This is a genomic window from Bacteroides sp. 41_26 (assembly GCF_949740115.1).
GTDB lineage: Bacteria > Bacteroidota > Bacteroidia > Bacteroidales > Bacteroidaceae > Bacteroides > Bacteroides nordii.
Genome location: NZ_CATJGZ010000085.1, coordinates 57,635 through 72,665 on the forward strand (window position 1 = coordinate 57,635; position 15,031 = coordinate 72,665).

General features: G+C 37.6%; 11 protein-coding genes. 1 reads left to right on the plus strand and 10 read right to left on the minus strand.

Annotated elements, in window-relative coordinates; genetic code table 11:
• Positions 1-41: 41 nt before the first annotated feature.
• The 5 genes from QX565_RS12560 to QX565_RS12580 all read right to left on the minus strand — a co-directional run bounded on the left by QX565_RS12560 (position 42) and on the right by QX565_RS12580 (position 7,664).
• Complete coding sequence (locus tag QX565_RS12560) at positions 42-857, minus strand: hypothetical protein (RefSeq protein WP_221648837.1); 816 nt, start codon at positions 855-857, stop codon at positions 42-44.
• Positions 858-894: 37 nt separating this feature from the next.
• Positions 895-2,478 (minus strand): RagB/SusD family nutrient uptake outer membrane protein, encoded by a 1,584-nt coding sequence (locus QX565_RS12565; protein ID WP_221648836.1) that lies wholly within the window; start codon positions 2,476-2,478, stop codon positions 895-897.
• 15 nt (positions 2,479-2,493) lie between these two features.
• The gene (locus tag QX565_RS12570; RefSeq protein ID WP_221648835.1) at positions 2,494-5,931 is read right to left on the minus strand and encodes a TonB-dependent receptor; all 3,438 of its coding nucleotides are present in this window, start codon (positions 5,929-5,931) and stop codon (positions 2,494-2,496) included.
• Between the two features lie 60 nt (positions 5,932-5,991).
• The gene (locus QX565_RS12575; RefSeq protein WP_221648834.1) at positions 5,992-6,969 is read right to left on the minus strand and encodes a FecR family protein; all 978 of its coding nucleotides are present in this window, start codon (positions 6,967-6,969) and stop codon (positions 5,992-5,994) included.
• 80 nt (positions 6,970-7,049) lie between these two features.
• Positions 7,050-7,664: an RNA polymerase sigma-70 factor gene (locus QX565_RS12580; protein ID WP_221648833.1), complete on the minus strand. Its 615-nt coding sequence runs from the start codon at positions 7,662-7,664 to the stop codon at positions 7,050-7,052.
• 540 nt (positions 7,665-8,204) lie between these two features.
• Between QX565_RS12580 and QX565_RS12585 the strand changes: the two genes are divergently transcribed.
• Complete coding sequence (locus QX565_RS12585) at positions 8,205-8,858, plus strand: DUF2490 domain-containing protein (RefSeq protein WP_289292923.1); 654 nt, start codon at positions 8,205-8,207, stop codon at positions 8,856-8,858.
• Between the two features lie 186 nt (positions 8,859-9,044).
• Here QX565_RS12585 and QX565_RS12590 read toward each other — a convergent pair whose 3' ends face one another.
• Genes QX565_RS12590 through QX565_RS12610 form a run of 5 tightly spaced genes read right to left on the minus strand, consistent with a single transcriptional unit; the run spans position 9,045 to position 14,161 of the window.
• On the minus strand, positions 9,045-9,608 hold the full coding sequence (locus QX565_RS12590) for a DUF3575 domain-containing protein (protein WP_289292924.1): 564 nt from the start codon (positions 9,606-9,608) through the stop codon (positions 9,045-9,047).
• A 16-nt stretch (positions 9,609-9,624) separates the two neighbouring features.
• On the minus strand, positions 9,625-11,133 hold the full coding sequence (locus tag QX565_RS12595; protein ID WP_289292925.1) for a hypothetical protein: 1,509 nt from the start codon (positions 11,131-11,133) through the stop codon (positions 9,625-9,627).
• A gap of 19 nt (positions 11,134-11,152) precedes the next feature.
• On the minus strand, positions 11,153-12,172 hold the full coding sequence (locus QX565_RS12600) for a hypothetical protein (protein ID WP_289292926.1): 1,020 nt from the start codon (positions 12,170-12,172) through the stop codon (positions 11,153-11,155).
• A 15-nt stretch (positions 12,173-12,187) separates the two neighbouring features.
• Positions 12,188-13,258, minus strand: a complete 1,071-nt coding sequence (locus QX565_RS12605; protein WP_221648828.1) for a FimB/Mfa2 family fimbrial subunit — start codon at positions 13,256-13,258, stop codon at positions 12,188-12,190.
• 39 nt (positions 13,259-13,297) lie between these two features.
• Positions 13,298-14,161 (minus strand): hypothetical protein, encoded by an 864-nt coding sequence (locus QX565_RS12610; protein WP_289292927.1) that lies wholly within the window; start codon positions 14,159-14,161, stop codon positions 13,298-13,300.
• Positions 14,162-15,031 lie beyond the last annotated feature (870 nt).

A 15,031-nucleotide genomic window follows, 5' to 3' on the forward strand; every position in this document is an offset into this window, starting at 1 on the left:
TTTGTTAAACATTAATCTATAGTTCTCTGATAATTGTCTGTTTAACGGGCAGGAATAGTAAATTTTTCCTCAAAAGCAGCCCCTGATAATATTCCCCATTGCCCATCTTGTTCAACAAGGAACGTTAATTGCATTATGACGGTGTTGGTGGTTTTGTCCAAAAATCCTGTTCCTACCACATATACTATTCCATAGGCTTCAAGTCGAAAAGCCTTTTGTTGCTCGATGGTAACGTTTCCGTCATTATCCATATCCACACGAATATCTCCGTTTGCTACATAGCAATCTTTTATGATATAGAAAGGGGCTTCTTCGGCTTTTAGTATTGTAACCTCTTTCTCTGTATTTAAAAATCCTGAAGTGTAGATACCTTTTTCTTCAAATTGTTTCCAGGTAGGTTTACGGTTTAAAGACAGGGTCAATGCTGTTTTACCGAAAGTAGAAAAGGGGGCTGTTTCAGTAGCTCTCAGTTTTATCTGGGCTTTAGCTTTAGTCAGATAGTCTAATTGCGAAAGATTTATATTTAGTATTATATTACTAATATTTTCTCCATCTTTAAATTCTATTATGTTGTTCTCTAAAGATATAAACTCTCTTCCGGGGACCTCTGTACCATCTGGATTTTGTTGAAACAACAATTCGGCAATAACTGTCATTATTCCTTGCTTATTTTCGCGATAAACAGGGATAATCAGATTGTTTTCATCTTTTTCTATTTCTTTGTTTAGTTTTTCAGTACGAAAAGATACATAACAATTTGTGTCCGATTCATAAATTAATTTTTCATTATCAGAGTTACAGCCTGTTAGTAAAAAACAACTTAATAATGTGCTGGTTATATATGTTTTGAAATTCATCTTAATCTTTTTTTGAGGTTGGTAGTCAAACAATGGTTTATAATGGATTTTGATCAGCTATAGGATCCATGTTGATATTGCCGTCGAATTCCGTTTGTGGGATGGTTAATATAAAACCTTTATAGTCTGGCAAACGAGTATCGTCGTTTAGCTTAACTACGTGATTAGAGCCTTCATACCCACGATAATATCCGGTTTTTAAACGGAGTATATCGAACAAACGACCTGTTTCTCCCCATAACTCGATACGCCGTTGTAATAATATCTCATCCAAAAGAGTTTTGATTTCCGGAGTTGTACCGGTACCGTATACATCCAGCGTCAATGAATTGTCATCAATAACTTTATCGAGCCGATTGCGTACATAACTCTTTTCACGTATTGTACCGAATGTTTCCATAATACTCCTTGCTTCTTTATATTTTTTTAAATGACATAGAGCTTCTGCTTCTGTAAGGAGTAGCTCTTCTGCGCGCATATAAATATTATCTCCTAAATAGGAAGAATAATCACTAAAACGGAATTTCATTGTACAATAGCTTTTTTGTGCCCCTTGAGTACTCTCTAATGCAGGAGCGATACTTCCTTTCCACCAATTTACCCGGCGAAGATCCTGTAATCCCATTTGTTTGTATAACCATGCACTTATGCATTTGCGATCATATGATCCGTGCATGCCGGCCATAGCATCCATATGGCAAAAAAATGAAGCGTATGCACCGATCTGGTCACTTTTCTGAATTTCGGCTCCCCAAAGTACCGATGACATGTTGATATCGTTGAATCCTCCCACTAATTCGGAAGCATTGGCTGTTTTTAAATCAGGTTTTTTTAGTGCGAGTACGGCAGCATCTACTGCATCCTGCCATCGTTCTTGCACGAGTGCTATTCTTGATTTGATTCCGTTGGCTATATAATAGTCAATGTGTGACTTATGCTTTTGGGTTATACCTCCATCTTCTGCCTGTTTTAATAATTCTATTCCGTATTCTATGTCATTATTGATTTGCATGTATACATTTTCTACAGTACCTCTTGGTTTTCCCGGAGTAGAAGATGTAGTAGGGGTGGTGTATACTGGGACTCCCAAAGCTTGTTCGTGCCCTTTATAGGTTTGTTGATACAGTTGGATTAAATGAAAATAACACATAGCACGCAAAGCATATGCTTGCCCAAATAAGTTTGCCTTGTCTGCAGGAAGTCCATATAAATCATTCTCATGTGCAATTATATAATTTAAATTTGAGATCAAAGTATAGTAAAAATTCCATTCAGAATAGGGGCGGTATAATGTACTTGAATAGAAATTTCTTTCTTGCAGATTGTAATCCATCGAAAACCAACCTTTTACCGATGAAGATACAATCATATCATCACCCATAACCCCGGACACCAACATAGTTGACATATATCCGAAGGCATGTGTAGAGTTGTCCCCAGCCCAGCCGGATGAGTACATCATGCGGTACACGCCATTCATCGCTACCATTCCTCCTTCTACGTCTTTGAAAATGATGTTTCCCGATATCTGGTCGGTAGGATTGGTATTTAAGTTATCACTACATGAGCAAAAGGTAGATAAGAAGATAATAGTTAGCAGTGTATAATATTTTATTTTCATATCGTCTCTGATTTATTAGAATTTAATATCAATACCTATAGAATATGTCCGTGAAGGGGTATAAGTGTATCCCACAGTGCCAGTAAAGTTATATTGGGGATCCATTCCTTTGAGGTGACTGAATAGTGCTAAATTATTTGCTGTGGCATATATTCTGATATTGTCCATTTTGATTTTTGTTAGCCAGTCTTTTGGAAATGTATAGCCCAAAGTAATATTTTTGATAGCAAAGTAAGAGGCATTTATCAGATCTTTATCTGTTACACGTAATTGTTGATCCCACATAATTTTAGGGATATCGGTTATGTCACCCGGTTGCTGCCATCTACGGAGGGCATTTTTATGCCATACGTATCCTTTGTAACCTACATTCATCATACTTCCGTATACTCCATCCAACATTTCTCCACCTATAGAATAGGTAGTCAGTATTGAAAAATCGACTCCTTTGTAACTAAAGTCATTCGTTATGCTTCCATATATATCGGGGATACGGTTGCCGACAATTTCTCTGCTATTGGCTGTTAGGGTTACATCGTCTGTCTTGTACTTAGATACTATGTTATTATTTTTGTCGTGATCAACCCAATAGAGTTGATTACCGGTTAGTGGATCTACTCCTGCTGAAATTGGTAAATAAAATGAGTTGACAGTTTCACCTTCTTTGAAGATATTTGATCCTGAAATAATCTCCGGTTTGTCGGCTAATTTTAGAATTTTATTACGAATATGGCTTCCCATGGCTGTTAATGTCCATTTCAAATCAGAATTTTTAAGAATATCAACAGTTGCAGTGATGTCAAGGCCCATATTTCTCATACTTCCTATATTGGCCGGATATGCATCGAAACCGCTGGAGGTAGCTTTAGGCATATTTAGAAGTAGGTCTTTTGTGTGTTTATTGAAAAACTCGGCTGTCAAAGATAATCTATTAAACAAACGAGCTTCAATTCCGATATTCAAATTCTCGTTTTTCTCCCATTTGAGATCCTTATTTTCTAATGAATTAATTCCTGCACCGTTTAAACTGCCATTGGATAGTCCCATATTATATAAACTTTGGTAAGCATAATAACTACCGATATTGTCATTCCCTTGTGAACCAAAACTGGCTTTCAAGGTTAAATTGTTTACCCAGTCGTATTTTTTCATAAAATTCTCTTCTGATATTCTCCATGAAGTTCCTAATGACCAGAATTTTCCCCATCGGCTGTCTTTATGAAATCGAGAGGAACCGTCGGTTCGGAAACTGGCTGAGAAGTAATATTTTTGGGCAAAATTATAGTTTACGCGGCTTAGGAACGATTCGATAGCATATTTATCTGTTTGTGAGCTTGCCCCACTAAGAGTTGCAGCAGCAGACAGTTCGTACAATCCGCCAAACGGGAATCCTGTTTTTTGTGCTCCCAGAAACTGCTGTTTTAATTCATAATATTCATGTCCTATCATAACATCTAATGAATGGGAACGGATGTTGCGTTGATAAGTCAATAATTGATTAAATGTATAACTTAGTTGGCGCTGTACAGCCTTTGTTAAACTACCTGCAGTTGTTGCTGCATTACCGGTATAAGGATTGCTATAACTCATTTCATGAGTATTGAAATAATCTAATCCCAGGTTGGCCATCAGTGAGAAACCTTTAAATATTCCATATTCATCATCATTTGTAGATAATTGGATATAGGTTCTGGCACTCAAATTATCTCGGGTATTATTTTCTTTATCTTCATGTAATAAAGCTATTGCATTTGAATTGGCAAGGGCTATTCGGTTCTTTCCGTAATCATATATTTTATTTCCGTTAGCATCCGTTTTAACTGAACCATCTGTGTTATGTTCATATACGGGATAGATTGGAGCCATAATCTGACTGGTATACCATAGATTGGATATGACAGAACCAGAAGCACTATTGTAATTGGTACTAGTTTGAGCAAACGAAGCATTAAAACCTGTTTTGAACCAATTTTTTGCTTGGGTATCAATGTTAACACGCCCTGTATAACGTTCAAATTCAGTTGTCTGTAGGAGTCCTACTTCATCAAGATATCCCATTGATATCATATATTGGGTTTTCTTGTTCCCTCCGGTCACTGATAATTGATACTCTTGCCGGAGTGGGTTATGATTACTCAGCTCATCTTTCCAATCTTCATGATATTTTAGTTGGGCTGTCGGATTAATTTTACCAGTAATAGGGTTAATCAACTCTTGTAACGGCATGTTGAAAGGATTATATTCTTCATTATACCCTAACACTCCTTTGGCCATTCCTTTCATTACTTCGATGGCCTGTGTTCCCGCTAATAACGGATCGATTCCTTCTGTATAAATCAGTTCATTTTTGTATGCTTCGAAAGCAAGTTCCAAGTATTCCGCTTCGTTTACTGTTTCATATTTGGGTATAGCTCTTGAAGAAATCCCCCAATTAGCTTTTAGATTTATAGATATCTGATTATCATCTCTTTCTCCGCGTTTGGTTGTAATCATTACAACACCATTTGCACCTCTCGAACCATATAATGCTCCAGCAGATGCATCTTTTAGAACAGTTACTGATTCTATATCATTCGGATTAATTGTGTTCAATGCTCCGTTGAACGGTACTCCGTCTACTACATATAGTGGAGTGTTGGAAGCTGAGATAGAGCCAAAACCACGAATAACCATAGAAGCACCTGAACCCGGCTGTCCGCTTCCTGAAGTACTTTGTACACCGGCTACTGTACCTTCTAATGCTTTAGAAACATCGGCTACAACCCTTTTTTCGATACGATCTTGTTTGACTACTTCTGCTGAACCTGTGAATGAACTTTTTTTAGCTGTTCCATAGGCCACTACTACTATTTCCTCTAATTGTTTAGTGTTCTCCTTCATCACAATTTGCAGGTTTTTCTTTTTGTTTACAGGAATCTCTTCCGTATCATAACCTATATAGGAGATTATCAGTATTCCATTTTCCGGAACATTACTTAATGAAAATTGTCCGTTATAATCGGTAATTGTACCTATTCCGGTGTTTTTTACTTGAATACTTGCTCCGATGACTGGGTCTCCATTATTATCCTTAATGGTACCTGTTATATTTTCTTTTGGGGATTGAATCGGTTGCTTACTGTTTGTTTCCCAGTTGACTGAAATTGTGTTGTTGATTCGTTGAAAATTTAATCCGGTTTGAACGGAAAGCATGTTTAGTACTTTCTGTAGAGGCATGTCTTTCACGTTCAGTGTAACGGATGATGCTTTACTGAGAATAGCTGGATCATAGAAAAAATTGAGGTTTGTTTCTTTATTGATTCTTTTTAAAACTTTCTCTACTGATTCATTTTTTACATTAATGGTTACGGTGTTTTTCTTCACTTCCTGGGCTATACTTACAATTGATGTTCCCCATAGAAATAAAATCAGTAACATGGTACAAATAACAAATTTGTGCTTTTTTCTTGTCATAAATTAATACTATATGGTTAGATTGATTGGAGTGTTATCTTAATGCATTTATTGCTTTCGTTATTGATATAACATTATATAATCTTTTTCTTTTTTATATTTCACACCTGTAGCATGTCCTATTGATTTTAATACTGCTTGTAGGTTAATATTATCGTGTTCACCACTTAAACGATAATTAAACTGTTGATTGGGGGCAAACTTTATCCGACAATTATAGATGCGTTCCAAATCCTTAATTACATCATACAAGGGGGTCTTGTTATAGTGTAATGTGTTTTGAAGCCATGCCATTGCATGTTGGTAACTCTCTTTTCTTTTTGTGTATTCATTAGATTGCCGATTTATCTGTAGTTGTTCATTGGCTACCAATTTCATCATTGCTTCTGGTAATTCCACCTGTACCTTTCCGCTTTTTACGCTGACTAATGATGTTTCGTTATTTTCATATGATTTGACATCAAAACATGTGCCTAGAACCTTTACATCAAATCCTGCTGTTTTTATGATAAAAGGTTTTTTATCATCTCTGTTGACTTGAAAAAAGGCTTCACCGGTTAGTTCAATTTTTCGTTCTTTTTCGGTGAATCGTTCAGGATATCTGAGGGTTGTACATGCATTTAGATTTACTTTGGAACCATCGGGCAGTGTCCATTCCTTCTTTTCACCAAATGAAGTTGAAATTTCTGTATACAACGGTTTCTCTATTTGGGTAAATCGGTAACTATTTACTCCTAACCCAATCATTATGATTAGAGTGATGCAGGCGGCTGTCCACATAATTTTTTTGTAGGAGGTGCGTTTGTTTATTTTTTTTAGAAGAGTTGCAGCCTCACGCCGGTATTGTTCATGTTCTATATCATAATGAAAAGGAGGTTGCTCCATGTTTTCCTCCCATAGTTCATCTGCAACTTCTTCGATAATATTTTGCATTTCAGGATTTTGCATATTTTTTAATAGTTCAGTAACTTCTGATTTGCAATATATACCATCTAAATAATGACGCACTTTTTGCTTTATAGCTTTCTCTTTTTTCATAAAGTTATGAATATAATATTCCTGCTTGTATATAGTTAATACACAAGAGAAGAAATAATCTAGGGTGTCTTTAACGTTTATTAATACGAAAAACTAACAGGAAGTATTAATAAGAGTAATAAAAGATCGGCGTACGGACCATTGTTTTTAGTGAAATAAGTTCGTATGATTTTAAGAGAAGTTGATATATGCTCTTGTACAGTATTCACAGATATTCCCAATGTCTCGGCAATTTCTTTATGAGACATTTCCCTGTTTCTACTCATGTTGAATATTTCCCGTTGCCGGGGAGTCAACTTTTGCATTGCCTGATTTATCAGTTCCATGAAGTCTTTAGAATGAATAGTTTCTTCAGTGCTGTCATTGGCATCTATTGCCTGGGCAAAGATATTATTTTTTAGTTGCTGTTCATTTTCCAGATCACGTAACGTGTTCAGAATACGATTTCGCATGATAGTATAGAGATAGGTAGAAAAAGATGCATCGGGATTTATAAATTTACGACTTTGCCAGACTACTGTAAACGTATCTTGAAATATGTCTTCTGCGAATACCTGCGATTTGAGAAACTTCATAGCAAAGTAGATAAGCCTGTTTCTATAAACTGAATATAGCTCACAGAATGCACTTTCATCATCATTAATAAGTCGTAATACGAGTTCGCGTTCTTGCACGGATGGGGTATTGAGATACATATAATAAAGTTTACTACTTTGCAGATTTTGTTCAATCTGAAATGCAAACCTATGTCTTTTTTTTGTAATACACAAATTGTCGATTATTAAAAAAGGTAAAATAATAGTTTCGAAAATAGTTGTTTTAAGCAATAAAAATACACCTTTTCCGATAAAATATTCTCGATAAGATAGCAGATTAAACGAATATTGGTAAAATTGTAATTTTTTTATAATAGAAGATCGTAGCTTATGAAAGGAGCATGTTATACATCTTATTTTTTAACTGTTATTGTTTCTATATTTTGATATACTCTTTGACTATGGTATGAGTGAGGATCTGATATTGCTTGAATTTAATATTATCTGTAAATGATGATTGATTGAGGCTGCTCTTTACGAAGCAATGGAATACTATATGATTACTTTTAAAAAGAACAGGAGTTATTAATATGACAGATGGTTTAATTTTGTGAAAATGGAAATGATTGTAACTATTTGGTGTTATTTCAAGATGTTTTCAGATTTTGCTTCTTATCTTTGTATTTTAAATTTTTTATAATGTACGAAGGAATATTGAAAAAATATAGTTTGTTTTTATTGTTGTTGTGCTACATGTCTCCAGCTTTGTATGCACAGTCAGACGACTTTACAACATGGACTACGATGAAAGTAAGCCATAAACTAACGCCTGACTTTAGTATTGCAGGAAAAGTGGAACTGCGTACAAAAGATTCAATGAAAATGATGGATCGTTGGGGAGCTTCATTATCAGGATCTTATCAGCTGTTCCCATTTCTGAAAGCAGAAGGTGGTTATGAATTGCATCATCGTAATAGGGGAACAGAAGGATGGAAATTCCGGCATCGCTATAATCTGGGAGTCACGGGAAGTGTGAAGTGGCAACAGATGAAGTTTTCACTCAGGGAGCGTTTTCAACAGACCTTTTCGGATGGAAATGCCGAAAATCGGTTACGTTCCCGGTTAAAAGTTGGTTATGAGCCGAAGAAGGGAATGCTTTCGCCTTATTTCTCTGCTGAATTGTATCAGGCAATTGGTGGTGCGGCTTTTTTTGATGTGGCACGTATGCGATACAGACCTGGTGTGGAAATTGAAATTTCTGACAAGTGGTCATTGGATGTTTTTTATTGCTATCAGTATGAACCAGATAAGAGTAAGCATATTGTAGGGATAGAATGCAGCTTTGCATTCTGAGAAGCTTCACCACAGAGTAACACTGAGTTTCACAGAGTACTATTTATCAGTTTTAGATATTAAGAACAAAAGAACATATTATTTGCATAATCCGTCTTTAAGCTCTTATCTCAGCTTTTTGTTCTTATGTCTAAAAACTCTGTGAAACTCAGTGTTACTCTGTGGTGAGATGACTTTTCAATTGAGCTATAAAATATAAATCAGACTAATTCCGAGCTTTGTGGGACCGAAATAGTTTTTATGTCCACTATTTAATTTAGAACCACAGTCGCGGCAATTATAGCGATCATAGCTGACACGTGCATATCCTACACCGATAGTGGCTTCCATACTCCATCTCTTTTTCAATATCCAGTGATAACCGTATGAAATTCCGGCTCCATAAAGATTTCCCTGATAACGGTGATTTTCTAATCCTGAATAGAGTCCAAATGGTAATTTGATTCCTTTGGCATTGAATTCGGCATAATGTGCATGTATGCCGAAAAAAGATCCATTAAATGTCTCGCACATCCAATAGCGGAGTTCTGGTTGTACAAGCCAGTGTTTGAACTGTTTGTTTCCATTGAATTCCCACGGATTGTAGTTACCCGATATATCGAGGGTGAGTTTGGAGTCTAATGCTACTTCCACTCCCAGGTTAAGAGAAGTGGTAGCGTCGTAAAGCAGATTACTCTTTATTCCTACTACCTGACTATATATATTACAGGAAAGCAGGACGAATGCTAATAATATGAAGGTCTTTTTCATCTGTTTCTGGTTTTATTCAATATTTAGTTACTGCACTCCAACTACCCGATAAGGTCAGATTATCGACTCCTAATAACGGGAGATTAATAGGTACGGATACGACGATATTTCCTATTAGTCCCTTTACGACTCCATTAAGTAGCGGACCAAGTACAGGTATACCTGTTAATATTCCATTTAGATTGGCTATATCTCCCAACCGTACCGATAGCGTCAGTGAATGATTACCATCTGTCTGTGCCGTATACGATTTCAGACCCAGATCTACAAATGAATAATCAGCTTTATATCTGTAATTAGTCTCAACGATGGCTTGTATAGGATCTGTGATATCAATAAATGCTCCGTTTAGTAATAGAGAGCTGTCTATAATCTGATCTATGACTAATCCGGAGATAAGCCCCTGCTTGATAACATTTATACGACGTACATCAAACGTTCCGTTGAATCCTTTGATAAGAATATCCTTTTCGTCATATATACTTCCTCCGGTAAAAGTATATCTGAAGCGCTGGTCACCTGTATAATAGTCTTTTACTGTCAGGCTGAAATCCATTGTTTTGGGAAAATTCCGAATCGTCACAATGGCTGTATGTGCCTCATTTGTGGCCCATGGGTTCAACAAGACTCCCAAGCCTGCCAGAGCCCCTTGTTGATTGGCATTTCCGGTCAGGGCCATTCCTATCTGATTAGTAAGTTGCTGTAATAATAATGTATGAAGAGCACTGGTGACAGGAACCAGCAGGGCATTCTTTACAAGATTGACTGCCCCGTCCAAGCCTCCTACAACTGCATATACTACATTGCCTACAACACCTAAATCCAATGCTGTTTTCAATAATCCGGGAAGTGCCCCATTGACAGTGGTTTGAATAAGATCATCATATTTCATTTGAGTGATAATATTATTCTCCAATTTGTTCAATGCAGTTTGGGCATCTACAAAATTACGGTGTAAATTCAGCATACTGATGATTCTTTGTAATAATACAGTAGGTTGCGAAGAGGTATCAGAAAAGTTGATTTTTGCCCAGTAATATTCAGAAGTATCGGTAAACTCTGCATTAGGTAATACAATCCGGGCATCGGCCAAGATTGTTTTATAATTAGTCAGTACTTCGGCATAACTGCTACTTCCCCCTGTTCCGGGGATGGGAAACATCGTTTTTTCTACATTGGCCAGAAATACAGCTGTATATTGTCCTTTCGGTAGCGTATCTTTAACTGCGCTAAAAGGCCATGTAGGAACAGGGTTGACGGGTTGAAGTACTACTTTCTCTTTTACATATTCTCCTGTAGATTTATATATTACATAGCGGAGATGCCGGACTCTTCCATCAGGTCCGGTCACTGCCGCTCGGGTAACGTCGTCTTGTCCGGGTGAAAAGCTTACAACAAAATACCCTTCAGGAACATTATCTACTGTTTCTGTTGGTGGAAGTTGCATCTCTTCTGTATCTTTCTCACATGCTGTAAGTAGCGATAGAGAGAGTATACCTGTTGCTATGAATAGAGTTGTTCTCATCTCCGTTTTGTTTTAATAGTTATATAATTCCATCCCAGGCATTATCGTCCAGATTAATGATGCCGGACAAGATAAAAACCAGGCCACTGTTGGTAAAATTGCCGGTTATCTTTACCCAATGATTCGGAGAAAAAATAATCCGGTTGCCCGAAACTACGTTCGGCTCATTGGCTATCTGCATCGTATAACGTTGGGGTATACCTCCATAAGTAACATCCAGATAGAAAAGCGTTTTTCTTGCATCCGGTATAGCCAGTATATATTGGTTGAAATTCACTTTTCCGGCGATAGGTGTCCTACTACCGATAAGTTTACTACTGGCATCGCCGGCTGTTTGCCACACTGTTGGTATGCCGTCGGTGGCACGACTTGCAGTTACCAATTGTTCGGCGGTTAATGAAATAGAGGTGACATAAGCCGGAATATTGGTTATATCCAGTGTAAATCCACTGACAATGCGTTTTAATGTACCTTTGATACTGTTGACTTGCTCTGGTTTAAAGCTGGTTCCTATCAATTGCCCTTTCATATATCCCTCACTTATACAGGTAAAAAACTCCGGAACGACAGTAGGCAACATTGGTTGTAGATGAAAGTTTGCGAGTGTCACGGGTGTTGTAACCGATCCGATACTAAAGCTTCGGGAAGGATTACTTTGATTCGTAAAATCAAAGTCATTTCGATTGTATCCTATGATTAGTATCTTATAGGTTATTGCTGGTGTGAGAGTTAACTTTGTCACTACATTCGGGAAAGTGGCTACGTCGATCTGTTTTGCCGAACCGTATACAGGAATGAAATTAGCATCATCATTAGTCAGCCCTTCATTCGTTTTACGGAAAGGCAATATCAGGATACGGTTTACTGAAGAAGTAACATCTCCTGGTGCACGGGAGAATACCTTATAGTCTCTGATATTGAGCTCTATGGGGATTGTTTCCGTGGAAGCTACTCCGATAGCTTCGTCCTGAGAGCATGCACTCATCAGGACAGCTATCAGAGTGACTATAAGACCATAAATATGTTTTATACTATCCATTCCTTTAGGATTATTTTATTGTATGATCAGGTTATGGATCAGTTCCCAGGCGGGGCTAATGGTTACGACAATATTCTGGTCGGTCAGTAAGTCGATAGGATCATCGTCATCTCCCGGATCATCGGTACCACCATTCACATTTCCTGCCTGTGCTTTCATTCCGAGAGAATAGAAATGATTTGCCAGAATGTTAAAGGTTGTTACACCACCGGTGTCTTTTACACTCCATGTTTTGATAGCGTTTCCGTTGGCTTCATATAATCCGAGAGTAAATGTAACAGAACTGACCGGCATGAAATATGAACCATTCAGTTGCGAGTTGGCAACCTTTACTACCCCTTGTGCGGAGAGATCATTACCTGCGTATATTCCATTGGCTACTGTTTGGGCGGAGAGGTCGAGGTCAATGATGTTGTAAGCAGCCGGGCTGGTATTGACACCCACTCCATTTGTCAGATTCACTTGCTGGTTGGAGTTACTTACGCTCAGACGAAGGAACTTTACTGTTTTTCCGTCTAAGATTTGAGGCACATTTTTGAAGTATCCTAAAACGCCGGCTACTTTACGGGTCATTTCAATGCTCACGCGACTACCTTTATCCAGTACTTGTGCAGTAGTGGTGCCTGAAAAAATTTCCGATTCATTTCCACTCTGAGTAATTGTTGCCATCATGCCGGAGTAGGACTGTCCTGCAGAAGGAGTTGTGACAGTAAACTGGTCTGTAGCATCGCGCCCAATGGCTAAGAATTTGTAATCACCTGCGGGTAGTTTATCACCCTCGGCCACGACATAGCGTTTAAAGGTAGTACCGTCCGACCATCCGCTAATATCGTATGTTTTAGCGTATACATAGTCGGAACCATTATTAAGGAAAGCATAAACCGAAACACGGGTAACGTGCTGGGTGGCTTCTTGGCTGTAGACATTTCCACGGCTCATGCCGTTATTCAGCTTATTTACAGTGGAGATGTCGAAAACTACACTTCCTTCGGGGATGCTGTTGTCAACAATCGGTGAAGGGTCATCACTCTCGGAGCATGCGAACAGAAAAGCGCTCGCCATTGCAAGAAACATTAATTTTTTCATGATGTAAAGTTTAATTAAATGAATAGATAGAAAAACATATTATTTGATATCAAGATGATGGATCATATTCCATTCACCATTGATGAATGTCCATATTTCCCAGGCATTGCCTGGTGCATCATAGTCTACGGCGACAGCCGATATCTCATTACGACGCACCATTATGTCCATTGACGGGACGGTCAGTACGGGTTTGGCCGCACGGGTATTTGTAAAAAAGTTAAGGTCTAGTTTTGTAGAATTTCCCTGAGGGGTGGGAGCTACAAAAGTTTCATTAATTGTTTGAATTATTGTTGTTTTCTGTATGTTCGTACTTCCTTGATAGTTGAGAAGTGCGTCTGCTGATTGATATACAGGAGCAAGTGTCAGATTCATTTGACTAACTTCGCTAGGAAAATTACGACAGAATATAATTAGCTTTCCTTTTGCCCTTTCCAGTTCCAGGATTTGTTCCTGATTTTGTGACATGATTACGAGTCGGGTATATCCGGTATATATATCAGTATGTTCCAATCCGTTCTGGTGGAGAATTCCTAAAGGGATGTCTTTTGTTATATTTCCCCAGGCGGATAGTTCGTATTTTCCTTCGGGCAAATCGTTGAAGGAAAGAGAGAAGTCCGGAGTATTTCCTACCGGCACTATTATATCAGACTGACGTACTACCTGACCGGTAGTTGTGTTGGTTAAAATATAACGGATCGTTCCGGAGAAATGAGCGAAAGGCTGTGAGGAGTCTTCGGGAGACAGTTCGCTGAATTCTGTTATATTGAAATAATTAGTATCTTTGATGACTAACTTTACAACTAACTGAGGTGGGCACTCCGGTAGGGTATCCTTGATGCATGAACTGGTAATAAAAACCAGTAAAACTACCATGCAGAAACTATGTGCTCCTTTACTCATAACGTCACTTTTTTATATTACTAAAATAGTATAAAACAGAATTGCTAAAACATTTGCTTCCTCCGAATGATAGCCTTATGACCGCCTTGGAGTGATTCTCAAGCGTTGTCATGAGAGAACATAAAGCGTTGAGATTTGTTTTCGAAAACAGGATTATTTTTATGGTTAAAAAATGATAAGGACAAAAAGCTTCATAAAATAGTGGCTAATTGCTGTTTAAGGTGGCTTTTTCTTTATAAATAATATGGTAATATATTGATCGGTTTTGAGTGTATTTTACCACAGAGTAACACGGAGTTCCACAGAGTTTAAATCTTTATTGAAACGCAGATTTTCGCAAAGGGAAACAAATGTATGATAAATAACTACAGTCTTTTAATCTGTGTTTATGCGATCATCCGCGTTTCATCAGATAAATAGTACTCTGTGGAACTCTGTGTTACTCTGTGGTGAGTTTTACTCATTTCCGTATTAGTAACGAAGATTATGGCCCTATCTTTTCGGTAGCGGAAGTAGCCCTAAACGGCATTAATCCCTTTGCCCGGTGTTGTACTTTGTTTTTCTCAGAAAGGAGCGTTCCTTTCCCCGGTGAGCAGTCTTGTTTTACATGTACATGTAAAGCTGCATGAGATGCACATGTCGTGCTGTTCCACATGCACATGTCGTACTGCTTTACATGTACATCTAAAACAATGTTACACACCGAGGCTCAGGGCCGACGCATTAAATAATTTACTATTGCATATGTACTTTTCTTATTATTATTTAATTGAATATTAATTGTTTAGCATTGTTTTATTTCGTTTATATTTCGTATATTTACATGGTAATATTAAACAGTAATTGACATGAAAATAGGTATAATTGACA

What these genes read in the sequence shown, in the direction of transcription:
- QX565_RS12560 (WP_221648837.1), bottom strand. Translation starts at nt 857, where the DNA reads ATGAATTTCAAAACATATATAACCAGCACATTATTAAGTTGTTTTTTA.
- QX565_RS12565 (WP_221648836.1), bottom strand. Translation starts at nt 2,478, where the DNA reads ATGAAAATAAAATATTATACACTGCTAACTATTATCTTCTTATCTACC.
- QX565_RS12570 (WP_221648835.1), bottom strand. Translation starts at nt 5,931, where the DNA reads ATGACAAGAAAAAAGCACAAATTTGTTATTTGTACCATGTTACTGATT.
- QX565_RS12575 (WP_221648834.1), bottom strand. Translation starts at nt 6,969, where the DNA reads ATGAAAAAAGAGAAAGCTATAAAGCAAAAAGTGCGTCATTATTTAGAT.
- QX565_RS12580 (WP_221648833.1), bottom strand. Translation starts at nt 7,664, where the DNA reads ATGTATCTCAATACCCCATCCGTGCAAGAACGCGAACTCGTATTACGA.
- QX565_RS12585 (WP_289292923.1), top strand. Translation starts at nt 8,205, where the DNA reads ATGTACGAAGGAATATTGAAAAAATATAGTTTGTTTTTATTGTTGTTG.
- QX565_RS12590 (WP_289292924.1), bottom strand. Translation starts at nt 9,608, where the DNA reads ATGAAAAAGACCTTCATATTATTAGCATTCGTCCTGCTTTCCTGTAAT.
- QX565_RS12595 (WP_289292925.1), bottom strand. Translation starts at nt 11,133, where the DNA reads ATGAGAACAACTCTATTCATAGCAACAGGTATACTCTCTCTATCGCTA.
- QX565_RS12600 (WP_289292926.1), bottom strand. Translation starts at nt 12,172, where the DNA reads ATGGATAGTATAAAACATATTTATGGTCTTATAGTCACTCTGATAGCT.
- QX565_RS12605 (WP_221648828.1), bottom strand. Translation starts at nt 13,258, where the DNA reads ATGAAAAAATTAATGTTTCTTGCAATGGCGAGCGCTTTTCTGTTCGCA.
- QX565_RS12610 (WP_289292927.1), bottom strand. Translation starts at nt 14,161, where the DNA reads ATGAGTAAAGGAGCACATAGTTTCTGCATGGTAGTTTTACTGGTTTTT.